The organism is Sphingomonas faeni (assembly GCF_040407565.1).
In the GTDB taxonomy this organism is placed as follows: domain Bacteria; phylum Pseudomonadota; class Alphaproteobacteria; order Sphingomonadales; family Sphingomonadaceae; genus Sphingomonas; species Sphingomonas faeni_F.
Genome location: NZ_JAPZPR010000003.1, coordinates 243,264 through 263,890, shown reverse-complemented (window position 1 = coordinate 263,890; position 20,627 = coordinate 243,264). Strand labels below are relative to the sequence as shown.

The window sequence follows — 20,627 nt, the reverse complement described above, 5'->3', positions numbered from 1 at the left end:
CGCCAGATCCTTAGGGGGGCTCATCAGTCAAGAACTCCTCCCCGTCAGGATGACGGACGGGGTGACGGGTGAGCCAACCTAGTCAAGGTTCGGCCGCAACCAACGTTCGGCGGTCTTGAGGTCCGCGCCACGTCGTGCGGCGTAATCCTCGAGCTGGTCGCGACCGACGCGAGCCACACCGAAATACTCCGCTTGCGGGTGGCCAAAATAGAAGCCCGAGACGGCCGCGGTCGGGAACATCGCGAAGCTCTCGGTGAGTTCCAGCCCGGTCGCGGTCTCGGCGTCGAGCAGGTCGAACAGGATCGGCTTGAGGCTGTGATCCGGGCACGCGGGATACCCCGGCGCCGGGCGGATGCCGCGATACTGCTCCTTGATCATCGCTTCGTTGGTGAGTTGCTCGTCGGGCGCATAGCCCCAGAGATCGGTGCGGACATGCTTGTGCAACCGCTCGGCGAAGGCTTCGGCAAAGCGGTCGGCGAGCGCCTTCAGCAGGATGTCGTTATAGTCGTCGTTGTCCGCCTTGAAGCGGGCGATGTGATCGTCGATCCCGTGGATACCGACCGCGAAGCCGCCGAACCAGTCGTCCTGCGTGTCGACGAAATCGGCGAGGCACATGTTCGCGCGGCCTTCGCGCTTGGCGATCTGCTGGCGGAGCATCGGGAGCCTTATTTCTTCTTCTACTCCCTTCCCGCTTGCGGGAAGGGTCGGGGAAGGGCCTTCTTGTGCGGCACGCCCCTCCCCTGACCCCTCCCGCAAGCGGGAGGGGGAAAGAACCACATCATCACCGTCTCGGCGCGCGGGCCACAGCCCCGCTACCCCGCGCGGGGTCAGCCACTTCTCCGCGACGATCGTGTCGAGCATCGCCTGCGCATCCGCGTACAGCGAGCTCGCGCTCTCGCCGACCACTTCATCCGTCAGGATCGCCGGGAAATTCCCCGCCAGCTCCCACGCGCGGAAGAACGGCGTCCAGTCGATATAGTCGCGCAGGTCCGACAGGTCCCAGTCCGCGAACACATGCACGCCCGGCTTTACCGGTGCAGGCGGCTTCATCGCGAAGTCGGCCACGAACCCGCGCGCGCGCGCTGTCTCCAGCGGCAAAAGCTCGCTCTGCCCCTTGTTCGCGCGCGAGATCCGCACCGCCTCATACTCGTCGGCAGTCTTCGTCACGAACTCGTCGCGGATCGTGTCCGACACCAGCGTCGACGCCACACCCACCGCGCGGCTCGCATCGAGCACATGCACCACCGGCCCGTCATACGCCGGAGCGATCCTGAGCGCGGTATGCACCTTCGACGTCGTCGCGCCGCCGATCAGCAGCGGCATCGTCATCCCAGCGCGCTTCATCTCCTCGGCAACCGTCACCATCTCGTCGAGGCTCGGCGTGATCAGCCCCGAGAGCCCGATCATGTCCGCATCGTTCTCGTTCGCCGATTCGAGGATCTTCGACCACGGCACCATCACGCCGAGATCGACCACGTCGAAGCCGTTGCACTGGAGCACGACGCCGACGATGTTCTTGCCGATATCGTGCACGTCGCCCTTGACGGTCGCCATGACGATCTTGCCCTTGCCGCGCGCACCGGGCTCCTTCATCGCCTCGATATACGGCAGCAGATGCGCGACCGCCTTCTTCATCACGCGCGCCGACTTCACGACCTGCGGCAGGAACATCTTGCCCGATCCGAACAGGTCGCCGACGACGTTCATGCCGTCCATCAGCGGCCCTTCGATGACCTCGATCGGGCGCCCGCCATTGCCGGCGATGATCAGCCGCGCTTCCTCGGTATCCTCGACGACATGCAGGTCGATGCCCTTGACCAGCGCATATTCGAGCCGCTTGTTGACGCCCAGCGAGCGCCATTCCGCCGCCGCCTTCTCCGCAACCACGTCGGTGCCGCGATAGCGTTCGGCGAGCGCGACCAGCCGGTCGCCAGCCTCGGGATCGGTGTTGAGCACGACGTCCTCGACCGCCTGGCGCAGCTCGGGATCGATGTCATCATAGATGTCGAGCTGGCCGGCGTTGACGATCGCCATGTCCATGCCCGCGGGGATCGCGTAATACAGGAACACGCTGTGCATCGCGCGGCGCACCGGTTCGTTGCCGCGAAACGAGAAGCTAAAGTTCGAGAGCCCGCCCGAGATATGGACGTGCGGGCAGCGTGCCTTGATCTCCTTGCACGCCTCGATGAAGTCGACGCCGTAGTTGTTGTGCTCCTCGATCCCCGTCGCGACCGCGAACACGTTGGGATCGAAGATGATGTCCTCGGGCGGAAAGCCGATCCCGACGAGCAGCTTGTACGCGCGCTCGCAGATCTCGACCTTGCGGTCCTTGGTGTCCGCCTGCCCGACCTCGTCGAACGCCATCACGACGACGGCCGCACCGTACGCCATGCACTTGCGCGCCTGCGCCAGGAACTGCTCCTCGCCCTCCTTCATGCTGATCGAATTGACGATCGGCTTGCCGCTGACGCACTTCAGCCCGGCCTCGATCACGCTCCATTTCGAGCTGTCGACCATGAACGGAATGCGCGCGATGTCGGGCTCGGCGGCGATCAGCTTCAGGAACGTCGTCATCGCGTGATGCGCGTCGAGCAGCCCCTCGTCCATGTTGACGTCGAGCACCTGCGCGCCGCTCTCGACCTGCTGGCGCGCGACCTCGACCGCGGCGGGGTAGTCGCCGGCCATGATCAGCTTCTTGAAGCGCGCCGATCCGGTGACGTTGGTGCGCTCGCCGATGTTGACGAAAGAGGTGGAGGAGGAGGTGGTCATGATCTTCTTTCCTCCCCTCCCGCTTGCGGGAGGGGTCGGGGGAGGGAAGTGCCGCAAGCGAGGTGGTCGGGTTGGGCCAGCGCCTCCCCTAACCCCTCCCGCAAGCGGAAGGGGAACTAAGCCGCCATCGTGAATGGTTCGAGGCCGGCGAGCTTGGTGCGCACTTCTGGGCTCGCCACGACCCGCGGCTCGAGCCCGCGCACACCGTCGGCCATCGCCTTAATATGCGCCGGGGTCGACCCGCAGCAGCCGCCGAGCACGTTGACCTGCTTGGCCACCGCCCACTCGCCGACCAGCCCGGCCGTTGTCGCCGGCTGCTCATCATATTCGCCGAGTTCGTTGGGGAGGCCGGCATTCGGGTAGATCATGATCAGCGTGTCCGCGATCGCCGACAACGTCTTCACATGCGGCCGCAGCTGCTCCGCGCCGAACGAGCAGTTGAGCCCGATCGTGATCGGCTTGGCGTGGCGCACCGCATGCCAGAACGCCTCGACCGTATGCCCCGACAGGTTGCGCCCGCTGAGGTCGGTCAACGTCATCGACATCATGATCGGCACGTCGCGCCCGAGCGCATCGCCCGCCTCGATCGCCGCCATGATCCCGGCCTTGGCGTTGAGCGTGTCGAACACCGTCTCGATCAGGATGAAGTCGACGCCGACCCCCTCGCCGCCTTCGAGCAGCGCGTCGATCTGCTCGCGGTACACGCTCTTGAGGTAATCGAAGTCGATCTCGCGGAAGCCCGGATCGTTGACGTCGGGCGACAGCGACAGCGTCTTGTTGGTCGGCCCGATCGCGCCGGCGACGAAGCGCGGACGGCCGTCCTTGGCCTCGTATTCGGTGGCGAGCGCGCGGGCGATCCGCGCGGACTCGACGTTGATCTCGCGCACAAGATGCTCGGCGCCATAATCGGCCTGCGAGATCACGTTGGCGCTGAACGTGTTGGTCGAGACGATGTCCGACCCTGCCTCCAGATATTCGCGTGTGATCGTCTCGGGGACTTCCGGCCGCGTGATCGCCAGGATGTCGTTGTTGCCCTTCTGGTCGTGCGACAACCCCAGCAACCCCGCATAGGCAGCCTCGTCGAGCTTCCAGTTCTGGATCTCGGTACCGAACGCGCCGTCGGTGATCAGGATACGCTTGGCGGCTTCCGCGTTGAAACGTTCACGTGGTGTCATCGTCAATCTCCTCCCCTCCCGCTGGCGGGAGGGGTCGGGGGAGGGAAGTGCCGCAAACGAGACGGTCGGATCGGGCCAGCCCCTCCCCTAACCCCTCCCGCAGGCGGGAGGGGAATTATGCCGCGGCGACCTTTGTCGCAGGCTTCGCACGCACACCGAGCATGTGGCAGATCGCGTAGGCCAGCTCCGCGCGGTTGAGCGTGTAGAAGTGGAAATCCTTCACGCCGCCCGCATAGAGCCGCCGGCACATCTCGGCCGCGATCGTCGCCGCCACGAGCTGCCGTGCCGAAGGGTGATCGTCGAGCCCCTCGAACAGCCGGTCCATCCACGCAGGGATCTCCGCGCCGCAAAGCCCCGCGAATTTCCGCGTCTGCGCCACGTTCGACACCGGCAGGATACCCGGTAGGATCTGCGCGGTGATCCCGGCCGCCGCGACCCGGTCGCGAAACCGGAAATATGCCTCGGGCGAGAAGAAGAACTGCGTGATCGCGCGGGTGGCGCCGGCATCGATCTTGCGCTTGAGATTGTCGATATCGGCGTCGTGGCCGCCCGACTCCGGATGGCATTCCGGATACGCCGCGACCGATATCTCGAACGGATGCAGCTTCCGCAAACCCGCGACCAGGGCCGCCGCGTTCTCATAACCGCCAGGATGCGCCTGATACGGCTGGCCCAGCGTCGGCATGTCGCCGCGTAGCGCGACGATGTGCCGCACGCCCGCCGCCCAATATTCCTCGGCGACCTGGTCGATCTCCGCCTTGGTCGCCTCGACGCAGGTCAGGTGCGCGGCGGCGTTCATCGACGTCTCGCGCTGGATCCGCGCCACCGTCGCGTGCGTCCGCTCGCGCGTGGACCCACCCGCGCCGTACGTCACCGAAACGAAGTCCGGCTGGAGAGGCTCCAGCGTGCGGATCGCTTCCCAGAGCTGCGCATCCATCTTCTCGCTCTTCGGCGGGAAGAACTCGAAGCTGATGCCGACATCGCCCGCGAGATCCGCGAACAGCGGTTCTTCGAGCGCGCGGCGCGCTTCGGCCAGTTGGGGGATCGAAATGTTCGTCATGCCGCCTTCACCTCACGCAAGCTCGCGCCGATCTTCCGGCCGAGCCATAATTTCACCGTCAACTCGCCGCCTTCGAGCGTCTCGACCCGCGCCGTCTGCAAGCCCGCCGTCTCGAACCACGCCGCCATCTGCTCGTCCGCAAACCCGAGCCGCGTATGCGCATCGCGCACCCGCAATTCCTCACGGTCGTGGCTGGCGAAGTCAGCGATCAGCAATCGTCCGCCCGGCGCGAGTACCCGCGCCGCCTCACTCACCGCAGCCCCCGGCTGCTGCGCGAAGTGCAACACGTGATGCAGGATCGCGACGTCCGCAGCAGCATCCGCCATCGGCAGCGCATACAGGTCCGCCTGGCGCAGTTCGGCATGCGTCATATCGTGCAGCTTGGCGCGTGCGAGCCGCAGCATCTCCGAACTGCGATCGATCCCGAGAGCGACCGTCGCGCGCCCGCCGAACAGTTCGAGCATCCGCCCGGTGCCCGTACCGATATCGATAAGCGTGCCGACCGGCGCATCGCCAAGCACCGCCGCCATAGCCGCCTCGACCTCGCTGTCGGCGACGTGCAGCGACCGGATCGCGTCCCATTCGTCGGCATGCCCCTCGAACCACGCCGCGGCACTCGCCGCCCGGTCCGCACGCACCGCCGCAAGCCGTGCCGCATCCGCGACCGCCCAATGGTCCGGCTCGGCCTTCGCCCACACGTCGAGTGCGCCCGCAACCGGTTCGACCACGTCCGGAGACCCGAGCGCAACGAACACCCAGCTGCCTTCCTTGCGACGTTCGGCAAGCCCGGCATCGCACAGGATCTTCACATGGCGCGAAACGCGTGGCTGGCTCTGGCCGAGCACCTGCGCGAGCTCGCCGACCGACAGCTCCATCCGCCGCAACAGCGCGAGGATCCGCAACCGGGTCGCGTCCGCCAGAGCACGGAAGATTTCGAGCGCCATCGTCATGCGAGGACATATAAAGAATTCTTTATATGAGGTCAACGCAGGCGTGCGCGTCCTTGATATTGGCATATGTGCCCGCGACTTATCGCATCGCGCGAGATCGTGACGGATCGGAAACGCTTTGTCCGCGTTCGATTGCGCTATGGGCTGGGCATTCCTCGGTCCACAAGACGACATCCACGGGAGTAGATACCTATGAAGAAGTTCCTGATCCCCGCCCTGACGCTTACCGCCGGTCTCGCCGCCTGCAGCAACAACGCGCAGGACCAGACCGCACAGGCTGCCAATGCGATCGCCGCCGATGCCAGCGCAACCACTGCCAACGCCGTCGACGACGTCAGTGCCGCCAGCGATCGCGCGCTGGGCTCGGCTGAGAACTCGCTCGACCGCGCCGGTGCGCATCTCGACAACGCTGCCGATCATGCCGACGAAAAGGCAGACCACGCCGGCGACAAGATCGAGAACAGCGCGCACCGCGCCGGCGCCGCGATCAGCAACAGTGCGGATCGCGCCGCAGACGCCACCGGCAACGCGCTCACCCGCGCCGGCAATGCGATCAAGGACTAACCCTTGACCACACGCCCCCACCTCTGCGCAGTCATGGCGAAAACTCTGGTGGGGGCGTTTCTTGGTGCGGCGACCCTCGCCGCGTGTTCGCCATCGAGTGAACCCGGCGCGGTCACCGCCGACGAAGCGCACCAGTTGAACGAAGCCGCCGCGATGCTCGATGCGAACAGCGTCGACCTGAACGCAGTCGCCGCCGATCTTGACGAGACTGAAATCCCCTCGAATCAAAGCGACCAGACCCGATGACCCTCCGCCGCCTCGGCTCGACCGATCTGAAGATCGCCCCGCTCGTCCTCGGCGGCAACGTGTTCGGCTGGACCGCCGACCGCACCGCCAGCTTCGCCGTGCTCGATGCGTTCGTCGCGGGCGGCGGCACGATGATCGACACCGCCGACGTCTATTCGGCCTGGGTCGACGGCCATCAGGGCGGCGAATCCGAGAGCATGATCGGCGAATGGTTGAAGGCGAGCGGCAAGCGCGACGACGTGCTGATCGCGACCAAGGTCGGCATGCTCCCCGGCGAAGGCGGCCAGAAGCTAGCCCCCGCGCGCATCGCCGCCGCTGCCGAAGCCTCGCTGAAGCGCCTCGGTACCGATCGCATCGATCTGTATTACGCGCACCAGGACGACGACTCGCAGACGCAGGACGCGGCCCTCGAGGCGTTCGGCAAGCTGGTCGATGCGGGGAAAGTCCGCGTGATCGGCGCCTCGAACTTCCACGCCGGGCGGCTGAAGTCCGCGGTCGAGGCTGCGAAGACATCGGACTTGCCGCGCTATCATGTGCTCCAGCCCGAATATAATCTCGTCAGCCGCACCAAGTTCGAGGGCGAATTGCAGGATTACTGCGTCACCGAGAACATCGGCGTGCTGCCCTATTACGGCCTCGCCTCGGGTTTCCTCACCGGCAAGTACCGGGCGAAGGACGATCTGAACCAGAGCGTTCGCGGTGGTCGGATGGGCGAATTGCTCGAAGGTACCGGCAAAGCGGTTCTCGACGCGATGGACTCGGTGGTCGAAGCTACCGGCGCGACCCACGCACAGGTTGCGCTGGCGTGGCTGATCGCGCAGCCGGGCGTGACGGCGCCGATCGCGAGCGCCACGAGCGTGAAGCAGGTCGAAGACCTGCTGCCGGCAATGACGCTGGAGTTGAGCAAGGATCAGATCGACGCACTGACGACAGCCGGCGCCTGACCCTTAATCCTCCCCCGCCAGGGGGAGGTGGCTGGCACTTGCCAGACGGAGGGGGCGGCACGCGCGAACCTCTGTTCCGCTGCCTCCCCCTCCGTCACCTTCGGCGACACCTCCCCCTGGCGGGGGAGGATCGAGAGGGCGCCCCCCTCAGTCGCCTGCAAACGTCAGTGCAGACGTCTTGCGCTCGCGCTCGTTGATCAGAAGCGCCCGCCCAGCCGGCGCGACCGACCGCTGCGGGCAATCGTTGCGGAAACAGGCGCGACAGCCGAGCCCGATCGGCATCGCCCTGCCCGCCAGGTCAAAGCCACTCGCCGCCGCCAGCACACCCGCCTGCGCTGCCGCGACGCCGAGACCGATCGCGAACTCGGCGTGCACCGCGCCGAAGCGGCTGCCCTGCGGCGTCACGGTGCGCGCCATCGTCAGCCAGCGCGCTCCGTCCTCCAATTCGACCAGCTGCACCATCAGGCTGCCCGGCCGGTCGAAGGCATGATGCAACCGCCACAGCGGACAGCGCCCGTCGGCTTCGACCAGCGCCGCGCCGCTGGCGCCGGGATAGCGCTTCGACGCCTGCCCTGCGCGGTCGATCCGGATCATGAAGAACGGCAGGCCGCGCGCGCCGACCCGTTGCAACGTCGTCAGCCGGTGCGCCACCTGTTCGAAGCCCGCGCCGAACCGGCGTTGCAACAGCTCGATGTCGTACCCCGTCGTCTCGCACCCACGGAGGAACCGCGCATAGGGCATCATCAACGCGGCGGCGAAATACCCGAGCAGGTGGCGGCGATAGAGCCGCTCCGCGGCGCGATCGGTGAACGCGGCGCCTTTCGCCAGCGCATCGATCTCCGCCTTCGCCTCGATCTGGCCGAGCTGGAACGCGACCGCGAATGTTCGGGAGGCCGGGTCGAGCATCTCGCTCAACTGCAACTGGCGCGCGTGCAGGTCGAGGCGGCGGAGCGTATCGGGCAGCACGTCGGCGGGCAGCACGCGGATCGTCAGGCCGTGCTTAGCACGCAGCCGCTCGGCGATCGCGCCATAGAGATCGCCTGCGCCGAGCCGCAATTCGTCGGCCAGTGCTTCGGCCACGGCATCGAGATCAGCGAAGTGATTGCGCCAACGCTCGATCTCGCGACGGACGAGCGTGACCGGATCGTCGCCCGCCTCGACCACCGCGCCGCCGCCGATCCGATCGAACACGCGGGCGAACGCCGCCGCGCCGCCGGGCGCACTGGCGAGCCATTCCTCAACTTCGTTGCGGTCGATCTCTAGGTCGGCGAACATCGGGTCGGCCAGCCGTCGCCGGATCGCATCCGCACCGCCACCCGGTTCGCCCGCCGCGAGCGAACGCGGATCGAAATCGAAGCTCTCGGCGAGCTTGATCAGCAGCGTCGCGGAGATCGGCCTCTGGTTACGCTCGACGAGGTTGAGATAGCTCGGGCTGATCGCAAGCATGTCGGCCATCGCCGCCTGCGTCAGCCCCGCCCCGCGCCGCAACCGACGGATCGCGTGCCCCGCGAGCAATTTCCTTTCCGCCATCGCAAACCCTCCTGTCACGATATTTACAGAACGACACGGGTTGCACAAGCTGGGCGGACACCGCGACGTTGCGGCGGCGCGGGACCGTCTTCCAACTCGCCGGCCTCGAACGCTATTGCTTGTGCATCGCATCTCTCGACACACGCTCGGTGTAAAGAGAGAGACAAGACGATCATCGAAGGAGGCAAGCCATGCAGACGACCACCGAACAACCCCGCGCCCGCGCCGTCTTCTCGACCAACGATTTCGCGCTGATGAAGGAAGTGCTCGGCGAGATGATCAGCAAGACCTCGATCGACGACGAGCGGCTGACGCGGATGAGTGCGCTGTACCACCGCCTCGGTCGGCTCGGCTAACCCCGTTCAAGAGTTTCCTGGGGAGGAAAGGATCCCGCCGATGGTTCGTCCATCGGCGGGTATTCCTGTGTCTGCTGATCCTCCCCCGCTAGGGGGAGGTGGCGCCGTAGGCGACGGAGGGGGAGGTTAGAGGTCACCTATGTCGCGTGTCCTCCCCCTCCGTCTGGCAATGGCCAGCCACCTCCCCCTGGCGGGGGAGGATCGGAAAGTCTTTCGCCATCCCATTGCGAAGGCCGCCCTTTCCAACCCCGCCCCCTCGTGTAGGACGGCGATATGGCCAAGACACTGACCGCTCGCATCAAGGACGACATCGTCCTCTACGGCGCCCTCGCCGCCAATCTCGGGATCGGCGTGGCGAAATTCGTCGCCGCCGGGATGACCGGATCGTCGTCGATGCTGACCGAGGGCTTCCACTCGGTGGTCGACAGCGGCAACCAGGTGTTGCTGCTCTACGGTCAGAAAAAGGCCAAGCGCCCCGCCGACGAGGCGCACCCGTTCGGCTATGGCCGCGAACTGTATTTCTGGGCGTTCGTCGTCGCGATCCTGATCTTCGCGATCGGCGCGGGCGTCTCGATCTTCGAGGGCTGGCGGCACATCCAGGAGCCAGAGCCGCTCACCAGCCCGACAATCAACTATGTCGTGCTGGCGATCTCGTTCGCGCTCGAGGGCAGCAGCTGGACGATCGCGGTGCGTGAGTTTTCCAAGGCCAAGGGCGACATGGGCTGGTGGGACGCGATCCACCGGTCGAAGGATCCGGCGGGGTTCATCGTCCTGTTCGAGGATTCGGCGGCGCTGGCCGGGCTGGTCATCGCCGCGATCGGTGTGTGGGCGAGCCATGCGTTCAACGACCCGCGAATCGACGGCGTCGCCTCGATCGCGATCGGCGTGATCCTCGCGCTCGTGGCCGTCCTGCTCGCGCGCGAGTCGAAGGGACTGCTGATCGGCGAGCGTGCCGACCCCGCGGTGATCGCGACGATCCGCAAGATCGTCGCGGCGCACCCCGCGATAGTCTCGGTCAACCACGTCCGCACGATCCACACCGCGCCCGAAAGCATCTTCGCGGCGATCAGCGCGGACTTCGACGATTCGATCACGATGGGCGCCGGCGAGACGATGATCGAGGCGATGGAAACGGAACTGCGCGCGGCGGTGCCGACCCTGTCGTCGATCTATATCCGGCCTGAAAAGCGCGAGAACGCGACCCTCACTGCTACTGCGTCAACGCCCTGAACCCGCCGGAGGGTTAACCCAGATTACGTCTATCCCACTGGTAAGGCTCGACATTCTCGAATAATGACGCGGCATGAGAGCCGTGTTCCGCTTGTTCGCCCTGTTGTCGATGTGCCTTGGTTTCGCGATCCCCGCCCAAGCCGCCGTCACCATCACCTTTTGGAGTCATGAGCTGGGCAACAGCTTCCCGCATGCCTTCTTCACGTTGCGCGGCGTACCCGACTCAGGCGGCGCCCCTGTCGACGCGAACTTCGGTTTCACCGCGAAGACGGTGTCGCCGGCGCTGTTGATGGGGCCGGTCGCGGGCAAGCTCGACATCGCCAAGCCGACCTATATCGCGGGCAGCGACGCGCAATTCTCGGTTGTCATGACCGACGCGCAATATAATGCCGTGCTGAAACTGGTCGACGCCTGGAGCGAGGGCAAGCCGGGCAGCATCTACCGCCTCGGCGACCATAATTGCGTCCACTTCGTCAAGGAAGCCGCACGGCTGGTCGGCCTGTCCGACCTGGACCAGCCCAAACTCATGAAGAAACCGCGGTCGTACCTGAAGGCCGTTCTCGCGGGGAACGCCGGGCACGTGATCCCGGTCGGGCTGCACGGCAAGGCCTATCTCGCCAGCCTGCCGCCGATCCAGTCGGTGCCGATGAGAGCCAACATCACGACCGCATCCCAGCCGCGCCGCTAGGCCGCCGGCACCAGCTCGACCACGTCGAGCACCGATTCGAACCGCGGGAACGGCAGCACCACCCGCCAGCGCCTGGGCCCGATCCGCTCGATCAGCCCCGCCATGTCGCGATTCGCATCGTGGCCGTAGCGCATCGGTCGCATCTCATCGCCGAACTCCATTGTCCCAAGGAACACCGCGCGCGAGTTGGTATCCGCGAAGATCGTCCCGACCGGGCGCTGCGATCCGTCGAGCTTGACGAGGCTGACCACAGAGTCGCCGTCACCGCCGCCGATCCGGCAGGCGAACCAGCCGGTCGTGGCAAAGGTCGGCCCGACCCCGCCGCGCGCGCCGAGCTTGAACGTGCGGCAGCGATACGCGCCGGCAGGCGGCAGCGGATCGACCAGCGCTCGATCGGGATCGAACAGCAACGGCTCGCGCGCGAGTTCCCGCGGATCGACCTGCGCCAACGCGTCTACCCAAGCGCCCCGCCACCCGCGTAGGCGCCCGCGGTCCGCTTCCGTCGCGACGCGGCGCCAGTCCGTCCGGCCGCTCTCGCGATCTGCATTCTTCCGATTCGGCGCAGGATCGCCACCCGGTGTCTTGACGCCGTCGGCATGCGACCCACAGGCAGCGACCATCACGCACGCGGCAGTTCCGAACCAAGCCCGCATCGTCCCGTGCCCCTTCTTCTTGCGCCAAGTTACGCACGTATCACGTTGAACGAAGATGCTTTTTTTGGCGAGTGGGACGGCATCGCTCATGCCGCGGTCCAGCCGCCATCCATCGAAAGGTTCGCGCCGGTGATCGCGTTGGCCTCGTCGCGACACAGATACAGCGCGAACGCGGCGACCTGTTCGGGGGTGACGAACGCCTTGGTCGGCTGCGCGGCCAGCAGGACGTCGTTCATCACCTGCTCCCGGGTAAGCCCCCGTGCCGCCATCGTGTCGGGAATCTGGTTCTCGACCAGCGGCGTCCAGACATAGCCGGGGGAAATGCAATTGACGGTGATGCCGTCGGTCGCCGTCTCCAGCGCGATCGTCTTGGTCAGCCCGGCGATCGCGTGCTTGGCCATCACGTATGCCGACTTGTTGGGGCTCGCGACCAGCGAGTGCGCGGACGCGGTCGAGATGATCCGGCCCCAACCCTTCGCCCGCATCAGCGGTACGGCGGCGCGCATCATATGCCACGCCGACGACAGGTTGATCGCGATGATCGCGTCGAATTTGTCGATCGGAAAGTCTGCGATCCCCGCAACGTGCTGGATACCGGCATTGTTTACCACGATATCGACGCTGCCGGTCTCGGCCGCCGTGCGCGCGACCATCGTGGCGATCTGATCGGGCTGGGTCATGTCGGCCGGATCGTACAGCGCCGCGGCGCCACTGGTCTGCGCCAGGGCCGCGCGCTCGCGCTCGATGTCGGCCAGGTCGCCGAAGCCGTTGAGGACGACCGCCGCGCCTTCGGCCGCGAACGCCTTGGCATAGGCGAGCCCGATGCCCGACGTCGATCCGGTAATGACCGCGGTCTTGCCCTTGAGGAACATGCGCACTCCTACTCTCTTGCGTTGGTCGTGTCTTTGCGTCCGACCGATACGACGGCCTTGCAACCCTAGCGCCACCTTGCGCATTTCGTTCCCAAGCAGAAACGAAAAGGGGCATATCATGCGGCTCGACGACTTCGATCCGAACATCAACGTCGAGGACCAGCGCGGCTCGGGCGGCGGTGGTGGCGGCTTTGGCGGTGGCGGCGGCCTGCTCATGGGGCTGTTGCCGATGATCGGCAGCCGCTTCGGCTGTGGCGGTATCGTCGTAGTGCTGATCCTGATGGCGGTGTTCGGTGGCATGGGTGGGCTCGGCGGGCTGCTCGGTGGCGGGCAAACCTCCGCCCCGACCACGCAGAACGGCGCGCCGCGGGCCGGTACAGACACGACCTCGAGCTGTACCCTGACCCCAGAGAGCAAGGCGGCGTGCAACGCCTTCAGCTCGGCCGACAACACCTGGGAAGCGATCTTCGCCAAGAACGGCCAGAAGTTCGAAGCACCCAAGCTCGTGTTCTTCGACGGCAACGGCCGATCGGGCTGCGGCGCGGCGCAGTCGGCGATGGGGCCGTTCTATTGCCCGACCGACCAGGGCATCTATCTCGACACGAGCTTTTTCAACGAGCTTTCGACCCGCTTCAAGGCGCAGGGCGACTTCGCGCAGGATTACGTGATCGCGCACGAATTCGGCCATCACATCCAGAAGCTGCTCGGCACCAATGCGCAGGTCCAGCAGGCGCAGCGCCAAGCAAGCGAGACCGAGGGCAATGCGCTGTCGGTGCGGCTCGAACTGCAGGCGGATTGCTATGCGGGCGTATGGGCGGCGGCGAACCGGTCACGGCTCGAGGACGGCGATATCCAGGAAGGCATGACCGCGGCGCAGGCGATCGGCGACGACACGCTGCAAAAGGAAACGCAGGGCCGCGTCGTCCCGGACAGCTTCACGCACGGCACGTCGGCGCAGCGCCAGTCCTGGTTGAAGCGTGGTCTCGACAGCGGCGATCCGGCGCAGTGCGACACCTTCTCGGGCACGATCTGAGCGAACTCACTGATCCCCCCCCGCCAGGGGGAGGTGGCTGGCACTCGCCAGACAGAGGGGGAGGTAAGAGCAGCGGTCGTTGCGTGTTCCTCCCCCTCCGTCACCTGCGGTGCCACCTCCCCCTGGCGGGAGAGGGCTCAACGTCGGCCGCGCCGTCCGACCCGACCGTCACACCCTTCCAGAACGCATACCGTCCCTCGATCTCCGCCGCCGCGGACTTCGGCTCCGGATAATACCAGACCGCATCGACGTTGCGTTTCCCGTCGACGACCAGCGTCTTGTAGCTGGCCACACCCTTCCACGGGCAGTTCGACTGCGTCGCGCTATCCTCCAGCAAGGCCGGATCGACGCTGTCCGCGGGAAAATAATGATTGCCCTCGACGACGACGGTATCGTCGGACCGGGCAATCTCGTGGCCATTCCAAGTTGCTACAGGCATGCAAATCTCCTTCAGACGCTCCCCAGCCCCGCCGCCTCATACCGCTCGGGCCTGAACCCGACCAGCAGCGTCTCGCCGGTATCCAGCACCGGTCGCTTGATCACGGACGGTTGCGCCAGCATCAGCGTTACGGCCTTGTCGGCATCGAGATCGGTGCGCTCGGCCTCGGGCAGCTTGCGGAACGTCGTGCCGGCGCGGTTCAGCAGCACCTCCCAGCCGACGCGACCGATCCAGTCGTGCAGATGCGCGGCATCGATCCCCGCCGTCTTGTAGTCGTGAAACGCATAGGCGACGTCGCGCTCGTCCAGCCACGTCCGCGCCTTCTTGATCGTGTCGCAATTCCTGATCCCGAACATCGTGCTCGTCAAAATGGCCTCCCGCGTGATGACCTGTCCGTTTGCGGCCTTAGCCGCGCGCAACGGGAACCGCGAGAGTGGCGATCCGCCGGTATGAAGAGGGCGTTCAGCGCCCCCTGCCTTCCATCCAACGCACCGAGTATTATTTACTTGACATATATCCGATTAAGATATTAGTTAGTCGCGTCCTGCATATATGGGTGTCGCATGAGCGAAATTGAATTCCTCCAAGCCTATGATCCTTCGGCGTATGAACGACCGTCGGTTGCGGTCGACCTCGTGCTGATGAGCGTGATCGATGCGGCGCCCGCCGCCCTGCTGGTGCGGCGCGAGGATCATCCGCATCTTGGGCGATGGGCGCTGCCCGGCGGCTTCGTCGCGATCGACGAGAGCCTTGACGACGCCGCGCACCGGCTGCTCGGGGACAAGGCGCGGATGGGGCATGCGTATATCGAGCAACTCTACACGTTCGGCGCAATCGATCGCGATCCCCGTACCCGGATCATCAGCGTCGCGTATTTCGCGTTGCTGCCACAGGCGGAGTTCGCGACAGCCTTGAAGGCCGCGCCGGACCTCACGCTGGCGGAGCTCGTCGTGCCGTGGAGCGGCGAACGCGGCGGTCCGGTGGAAGCGTGTTCGGCCGATGGCGAAACACTGCCGCTGGCGTTCGACCACGCCGACATGCTCGGGCTCGCGATGCTGCGGCTGCGCGGCAAGCTCGATTATTCCACCGTGGCGTTCGCGCTGCTGCCCGAGCGCTTCACCTTGCGCGCGCTTCAGGACGTGCACGAGGCCATCCTGGGCACGAAGCTCAACAAGCCGGCCTTTCGCCGCCGGATGCTTGACCGCGGCTGGCTCGAACCGACCGGCGAGCGCGAGAGCGGCGCCTCGTTCCGCCCCGCCGAACTCTATCGCCACCGCACCCGCGGCTGACCAAACAGCAGAAGGAGAACGATCATGGCATCGATCAAGAACATCGGCTTCATCGCACAATTGCGCAGCGACGCCAGCAACCACGTCATCCGCTATCGCAGCGGCAAGGTGCGGCAGAGCGGGCGCGGGCTGGTCTTCTGGTTTCGCCCCGAAACCGCCAGCATCGCCGAGCTGCCGATGGACGACCGCGAGATGGCGCTGTTCGTCAAAGGCCGCAGCCAGGATTTCCAGACGGTCGCGGTTCAGGGCACGCTGACCTGGCACGTCATCGATCCCGAGCTGCTCGCCGCCCGCGTCGACTTCAGCCTCGGCCTCGTCACCGGCGCCTACAAGAGCGAGCCGATCCAACGGATCGAGACGCGGCTTGCCGGCCTCGTCAACCAGGCGGCGCTGCAATATCTGGCGCTGGCGCCGGTGCGCGCGCTGCTCGATGGCGGGCCGGAGCCGCTGCGCCACCAGCTCGAGACGATCCTGGCGGGCGATCCCGCGCTCGCCGAGATCGGCATCGCGGTGACGACGATCCGCCTTACCAATCTCGCACCGTCGAGCGAACTGGAGCGCGCACTCCAGACGCCGACCTTCGAGGGGTTGCAGCAAAAGGCCGACCAGGCGACCTTCGAGCGGCGCGCGCTGGCGGTGGAGAAGGAGCGCGCGATCGCCGAGAACGAGCTCGCCAACAAGACCGAACTCGCCCGCCGCGAGATGCTGCTGATCACGCAGGAGGCGGAGAATGCCCGGAACCGCGCCACCGGTCTTGCAGAGGCGCAGCAGATCGAAGCCGCCGCCGAGGCGGAGCGGATCCGCACGGTCGAGAGCGCCAAGGCCGAGACCGAGCAGGCGCGGATGACGATCTATCGCGACCTGCCGCCGTCGGTGATGATGGGCCTGGCGGCGCGCGAGCTGGCGGGCAAGCTCGACACGATCGAGCATCTCAACATCACGCCCGACCTGCTGGCCACCGTGCTCGGCGAGTTCCGCCGCGATACGCCCGCGCTGCCGAGAGGCTGATCGGATGTCGAGCAATGCCCCACGCGCGGTATTCGTTACCCGCGAGACCGATTACGAGCTGCTGCTCGCGCGCCATGCCACGCGCGGGCAGGCCAAGTTCTTCCTGGAAACGCGCGGGCAGGACATCGTGGTGCTGGAGGATCGCCACCGCCAGTTGCATGCCACGCTGCGTGCCGGGCGCGCCGTCGTACCAGGCGATTGGCGGCAGGCCGAGGTGAAGCGCGCCGACCTCGACCGGTTCCTGTTCGGGCCCGAGGACGTGATCGTCGTCGTCGGCCAGGACGGGCTCGTCGCCAACGTCGCCAAATATCTCGACGGCCAGCCGGTGCTCGGGCTCAACCCCGCGCCCGACCTGTACGACGGCGTGCTGGTGCGCGTGCCGCTCGCCCGTCTCGCCGGGCTGCTGCCGGCGAGCGTCGCGGGCGCCGCGCCGGCCGAGCGGCGGACGATGGTCGAGGCGCGGCTCGACAGCGGCGAGCGCCTGCTCGCGCTCAACGAGGTGTTCGTCGGCCATCACAGTCACCAGTCCGCGCGCTATCGCATCGCCTGCGACGACCGTGCCGAGGACCATTCGTCGAGCGGGCTGATCGTCGCGTCGGGCACCGGCGCGACCGGCTGGGCGCGGTCGATCATGGAGGCGACGCACTACGCGCTGCCGCTCGATCCGCAGGAGCGCGCGGTCGCGTTCTTCGTGCGCGAGCCGTTCCCCAGCATCGCCACCGGCACGAGCCTGCGCGCCGGCAAGCTCGCGGCCACGCCGCTCGCGGTGACGTCGCGGATGAACGACGGCGGCGTGATCTTCGCCGACGGCATCGAACAGGATTTCCTCGCCTTCGACTGGGGCCGAAACGTCACGCTCGGCCCCGCCGCGCAGACGCTCCACCTCGTTACCGGTTGAGCTACATTACCCGCTGACAGATCGGGATCAGCGATAGCGCTCCAGCCACATCGTCCGGACGATCGTCTCGTGCAGCAGGCATGACCGCTGTTCGAGTTCGGAGGCCTGGCCGCCGCCCGCATCGTCCCACGCGCGCTGGCAGGTCGCGTCGCGCGCCGGAATCCATTTGCGCTGGCTGGCGCGCAGGGCGGATCGGCGCGCCGCGGGCAACCTTGTCATGACCATGCGGTACGCCTGGTTCAGTTTCGCGTCCTGCTTGTCGAGTTCGACGTCGGCGCAGGCGAACATCGCCGGCATGTTGCCTCCCGATGCATCGCCGCACTGGTCGTAGGTTCGGCTCAGGCGCTTCTCCTGCGCCGGGGTCCAGCCTTGTGCCGAGGCACCCATCGGCAGTGCGAACAAAAAGGCCGTGAACATCAGGCTTGCCGTCTTCATGACTGGTCTCCCATCCGTCGGTTGATGCGTCGTCGCTGGCAAGCAACGCCGAGAGGATCGTGGCTGCGGCGGGCGGCTCGTAGAGCCCGGCGATCCACACGCCGACCGGATAGGCAACGCGCAATAAAGCCGGACGCTGGCACCATGACCTCCCCTGTATCTGTGACGGAGGCTAGAAACCGCCATATTACGGGACGGTGAACGACATTTCTCTCGTCCTGCCAGGCTTGTGGGTCGATGCGATCATGTCCGAGCAGTCCACGTGCTATTCGGTATAAGGCGCTTGCGGGCATGGAGAATGGTTGACGCATCCAAGCGGCAAGCCGGTGGCGCGACCGGCGCTTGGCGTTTATCGGTGCGGGATGACGCATCCATTCTACGCCATCCATCGTCACGGGTTGATCCGGGTTGCCGCCGCGACTCCGCGGGCATCGGTGGGGGATACCAGCGCCAATGCGGCCGCGGCGATCGCGCTGGCGCACGAGGCGGATGCCAAGGGCGTCGACCTAGTGGTGTTCCCGGAACTGAACCTCAGCTCCTACGCGATCGACGATCTGCACCTGCAGACCGCGCAGCAGCGCGCGACGCTGGCGGCGATCGCGACTGTGGTAGCGGCCAGCACGGAACTGCGCCCGGTGTTGCTGGTCGGCGCGGCGCTGGTGCGAAACGGACGGCTTTACAACTGCGCGTTGGCGATCGCTCGGGGCAAGATCCTCGGTGTCGTGCCAAAGACGTTCCTGCCCAACTATCGCGAATTCTACGAGAAGCGCTGGTTCGCGAGCGGCGCCGGCCTGACCGGGCTGACGATCGACCTCGGCGGCGAGGAGGTGCCGTTCGGGACCGACCTGATCTTCGGTGCGGACGACCTGCCCGGTTTCGTCTTCCACGCCGAGATCTGCGAGGATTACTGGGCGCCTACCCCGCCCTCGACCGCTGGCGCGCTGGCCGGCGCGTTGATCTGCTGCAACCTGTCCGCGTCGAACATCGTCATCGGCAAGGCACGCGAGCGGGCGATGCTGGCGGCGTCGCAGTCGGCACGCGCGGTCTGCGCGTACGTCTATTCCGCCGCGGGGCCCGGCGAGAGCACGACCGAAGTCGCGTGGGACGGCCAAGGGCTGATCCACGAACTCGGCGAGCAGATCGCGGAGTCGAAGCGGTTCTCGACCGAGCCGGAACTGGTGATCGCCGACATCGACTGCGAGCGCATTGCCCAGGAGCGCCTGCGCAACGGCACGTTCAACGACGCGGTGGTGTTCGCGGGCAATCCTGAGACACGCTTCCGCAGGGTCGCGTTCGATCATGTCGCGATTTGTGAAGCCGAAATCGACGTTCAAGCCAACGATCCTCCCCCTGGCGGGGGAGGATCGGACAGTCTGCAACGCGCGATCCGCCGGTTCCCGTTCGTGCCCAACGACCCGGCGCGACGCGACGACGATTGCTACGAGGCATTCAACATCCAGGTCGAGGCGCTGTCGAAGCGCCTCGTCGCCGCGCACGCCGAGACGATCGTAATCGGCGTATCGGGCGGGCTCGACTCGACGCACGCATTGATCGTCGCGGCGAAGGCGATGGACCGCCTCGGCCGTCCCCGCAGCGCGATCCTTGGCTTCACCATGCCCGGCTTCGCGACCGGCGAAGGCACCAAGGCGAACGCGTGGGCGCTGATGCGCGCGCTCGGCATCACCGCCGAGGAGATCGACATCCGCCCCGCCGCCACACGCATGTTGGAGGATATCGGCCACCCCTTCAGCGATGGCGAACCGGTCTACGACATCACCTTCGAGAACGTGCAGGCAGGTCTGCGCACCGACTACCTCTTCCGCCTCGCCAACCAGCGCCGCGGGATCGTGCTCGGCACCGGCGATCTCAGCGAGCTGGCGCTTGGCTGGTGCACCTACGGCGTCGGCGACCAGATGAGCCATTATGCCGTCAATAGCGGCGTGCCCAAGACGCTGATCCAGTTCCTGATCCGCTGGTGTATCCGCACCGACCAGTATGACGCGGCGACCGACGCGATCCTCTCGACCATCCTCGCGCAGGAGATTTCGCCCGAGCTCGTGCCGGCGGATGCGGACGGCGCGTTGCAGAGCACCGAGTCGATGATCGGCCCGTATGCGCTGAACGACTTTTTCGCGCACTACGTGATCCGTCACGGCTTAGCCCCCTCGAAGATCGCATTCCTTGCCTGGCATGCGTGGCGCGATTCAAGCGTCGGCGCATGGCCGGAGGATCTGCCCGCCGATGCGCGCGTCGCCTACGACCTGCCGACGATCCGCCATTGGCTGGAGAAATTCCTGTTCCGCTTCTTCACGACCAGCCAGTTCAAACGGTCGGCGATGCCCAACGGGCCGAAGGTCTCGGCGGGCGGCGCGCTGTCGCCGCGCGGGGATTGGCGGGCGCCGTCGGACGGGATCGCGACGACCTGGATCGAAGAATTGCGGTCAAGCGTTCCATAGGGTTAGCCGCGCTACCTTGCATAAACCGCCCG

21 protein-coding genes are annotated in these 20,627 nt (G+C 66.4%); 11 read left to right on the top strand and 10 right to left on the bottom strand.

The genetic code is table 11. The features are described from left to right. Positions 1 to 78: 78 nt before the first annotated feature. The 4 genes from metH to O6Y00_RS07965 all read right to left on the bottom strand — a co-directional run bounded on the left by metH (position 79) and on the right by O6Y00_RS07965 (position 5,954). Positions 79 to 2,769, bottom strand: coding sequence for a methionine synthase (metH, locus tag O6Y00_RS07980; protein WP_353442058.1), 2,691 nt, complete (start codon positions 2,767 to 2,769; stop codon positions 79 to 81). A 116-nt stretch (positions 2,770 to 2,885) separates the two neighbouring features. Next, positions 2,886 to 3,944 carry a homocysteine S-methyltransferase family protein gene (locus O6Y00_RS07975; protein ID WP_353442057.1) on the bottom strand — a complete coding sequence of 353 codons (1,059 nt, stop codon included), beginning with the start codon at positions 3,942 to 3,944 and terminating at the stop codon, positions 2,886 to 2,888. Positions 3,945 to 4,059: 115 nt separating this feature from the next. Next, a complete protein-coding gene (metF, locus tag O6Y00_RS07970) occupies positions 4,060 to 5,004 on the bottom strand; it encodes a methylenetetrahydrofolate reductase (RefSeq protein ID WP_353442056.1) in 945 nt (314 codons plus the stop codon). Further along, positions 5,001 to 5,954: an ArsR/SmtB family transcription factor gene (locus O6Y00_RS07965; protein ID WP_353442055.1), complete on the bottom strand. Its 954-nt coding sequence runs from the start codon at positions 5,952 to 5,954 to the stop codon at positions 5,001 to 5,003. Before O6Y00_RS07965 ends, metF begins: the two co-directional genes overlap by 4 nt. A gap of 192 nt (positions 5,955 to 6,146) precedes the next feature. On the opposite strand from O6Y00_RS07965, the gene O6Y00_RS07960 reads away from it, so the two are divergent. The 3 genes from O6Y00_RS07960 to O6Y00_RS07950 are packed head-to-tail and all read left to right on the top strand — an operon-like array spanning position 6,147 to position 7,708. Next, a complete protein-coding gene (locus tag O6Y00_RS07960) occupies positions 6,147 to 6,518 on the top strand; it encodes a hypothetical protein (RefSeq protein ID WP_353442054.1) in 372 nt (123 codons plus the stop codon). 33 nt (positions 6,519 to 6,551) lie between these two features. Further along, on the top strand, positions 6,552 to 6,764 hold the full coding sequence (locus O6Y00_RS07955) for a hypothetical protein (protein WP_353442053.1): 213 nt from the start codon (positions 6,552 to 6,554) through the stop codon (positions 6,762 to 6,764). After that, entirely contained in the window at positions 6,761 to 7,708 is a 948-nt protein-coding gene (locus O6Y00_RS07950; protein WP_353442052.1) for an aldo/keto reductase, read from the top strand. The genes O6Y00_RS07955 and O6Y00_RS07950 overlap by 4 nt, the downstream gene beginning before the upstream one ends. A gap of 147 nt (positions 7,709 to 7,855) precedes the next feature. On the opposite strand, the gene O6Y00_RS07945 is transcribed toward O6Y00_RS07950, so the two are convergent. Beyond that, positions 7,856 to 9,238, bottom strand: a complete 1,383-nt coding sequence (locus O6Y00_RS07945) for a helix-turn-helix domain-containing protein (protein WP_353442051.1) — start codon at positions 9,236 to 9,238, stop codon at positions 7,856 to 7,858. A gap of 191 nt (positions 9,239 to 9,429) precedes the next feature. On the opposite strand from O6Y00_RS07945, the gene O6Y00_RS07940 reads away from it, so the two are divergent. The 3 genes from O6Y00_RS07940 (at position 9,430) to O6Y00_RS07930 (ending at position 11,512) form a co-directional block, all read left to right on the top strand. Next, positions 9,430 to 9,594, top strand: a complete 165-nt coding sequence (locus O6Y00_RS07940) for a hypothetical protein (RefSeq protein ID WP_164913371.1) — start codon at positions 9,430 to 9,432, stop codon at positions 9,592 to 9,594. A gap of 273 nt (positions 9,595 to 9,867) precedes the next feature. Further along, the gene (locus tag O6Y00_RS07935; RefSeq protein ID WP_353442050.1) at positions 9,868 to 10,824 is read left to right on the top strand and encodes a cation diffusion facilitator family transporter; all 957 of its coding nucleotides are present in this window, start codon (positions 9,868 to 9,870) and stop codon (positions 10,822 to 10,824) included. A gap of 82 nt (positions 10,825 to 10,906) precedes the next feature. Next, a complete protein-coding gene (locus tag O6Y00_RS07930) occupies positions 10,907 to 11,512 on the top strand; it encodes a hypothetical protein (protein WP_353442049.1) in 606 nt (201 codons plus the stop codon). On the opposite strand, the gene O6Y00_RS07925 is transcribed toward O6Y00_RS07930, so the two are convergent. Continuing rightward, entirely contained in the window at positions 11,509 to 12,255 is a 747-nt protein-coding gene (locus O6Y00_RS07925) for a DUF4893 domain-containing protein (RefSeq protein ID WP_353442048.1), read from the bottom strand. The genes O6Y00_RS07930 and O6Y00_RS07925 overlap by 4 nt on opposite strands. Beyond that, complete coding sequence (locus tag O6Y00_RS07920; protein ID WP_353442047.1) at positions 12,252 to 13,037, bottom strand: 3-hydroxybutyrate dehydrogenase; 786 nt, start codon at positions 13,035 to 13,037, stop codon at positions 12,252 to 12,254. The genes O6Y00_RS07925 and O6Y00_RS07920 overlap by 4 nt, the downstream gene beginning before the upstream one ends. Positions 13,038 to 13,155: 118 nt before the next feature. On the opposite strand from O6Y00_RS07920, the gene ypfJ reads away from it, so the two are divergent. Then, on the top strand, positions 13,156 to 14,070 hold the full coding sequence (gene ypfJ, locus O6Y00_RS07915) for a KPN_02809 family neutral zinc metallopeptidase (RefSeq protein ID WP_353442045.1): 915 nt from the start codon (positions 13,156 to 13,158) through the stop codon (positions 14,068 to 14,070). 100 nt (positions 14,071 to 14,170) lie between these two features. Here the strand turns inward: ypfJ and O6Y00_RS07910 are convergent, their stop codons facing one another. Further along, positions 14,171 to 14,509, bottom strand: coding sequence for a DUF427 domain-containing protein (locus tag O6Y00_RS07910; RefSeq protein ID WP_353442044.1), 339 nt, complete (start codon positions 14,507 to 14,509; stop codon positions 14,171 to 14,173). An 11-nt stretch (positions 14,510 to 14,520) separates the two neighbouring features. Next, positions 14,521 to 14,877 (bottom strand): ArsC family reductase, encoded by a 357-nt coding sequence (locus O6Y00_RS07905; RefSeq protein WP_353442043.1) that lies wholly within the window; start codon positions 14,875 to 14,877, stop codon positions 14,521 to 14,523. Positions 14,878 to 15,072: 195 nt separating this feature from the next. On the opposite strand from O6Y00_RS07905, the gene O6Y00_RS07900 reads away from it, so the two are divergent. From O6Y00_RS07900 to O6Y00_RS07890, 3 genes are read left to right on the top strand one after another with little or no spacing between them, the layout of a single operon-like run. After that, the gene (locus O6Y00_RS07900; protein ID WP_353442041.1) at positions 15,073 to 15,798 is read left to right on the top strand and encodes an NUDIX hydrolase; all 726 of its coding nucleotides are present in this window, start codon (positions 15,073 to 15,075) and stop codon (positions 15,796 to 15,798) included. A 24-nt stretch (positions 15,799 to 15,822) separates the two neighbouring features. After that, complete coding sequence (locus tag O6Y00_RS07895) at positions 15,823 to 16,806, top strand: SPFH domain-containing protein (protein WP_353442040.1); 984 nt, start codon at positions 15,823 to 15,825, stop codon at positions 16,804 to 16,806. Positions 16,807 to 16,810: 4 nt separating this feature from the next. Beyond that, on the top strand, positions 16,811 to 17,704 hold the full coding sequence (locus O6Y00_RS07890) for a hypothetical protein (protein ID WP_353442039.1): 894 nt from the start codon (positions 16,811 to 16,813) through the stop codon (positions 17,702 to 17,704). A gap of 27 nt (positions 17,705 to 17,731) precedes the next feature. Here O6Y00_RS07890 and O6Y00_RS07885 read toward each other — a convergent pair whose 3' ends face one another. Then, a complete protein-coding gene (locus tag O6Y00_RS07885) occupies positions 17,732 to 18,139 on the bottom strand; it encodes a lysozyme inhibitor LprI family protein (RefSeq protein WP_353442038.1) in 408 nt (135 codons plus the stop codon). 362 nt (positions 18,140 to 18,501) lie between these two features. Here O6Y00_RS07885 and O6Y00_RS07880 point away from each other — a divergent pair, with 362 nt between their 5' ends. Then, on the top strand, positions 18,502 to 20,595 hold the full coding sequence (locus O6Y00_RS07880; protein ID WP_353442253.1) for an NAD(+) synthase: 2,094 nt from the start codon (positions 18,502 to 18,504) through the stop codon (positions 20,593 to 20,595). Positions 20,596 to 20,627 lie beyond the last annotated feature (32 nt).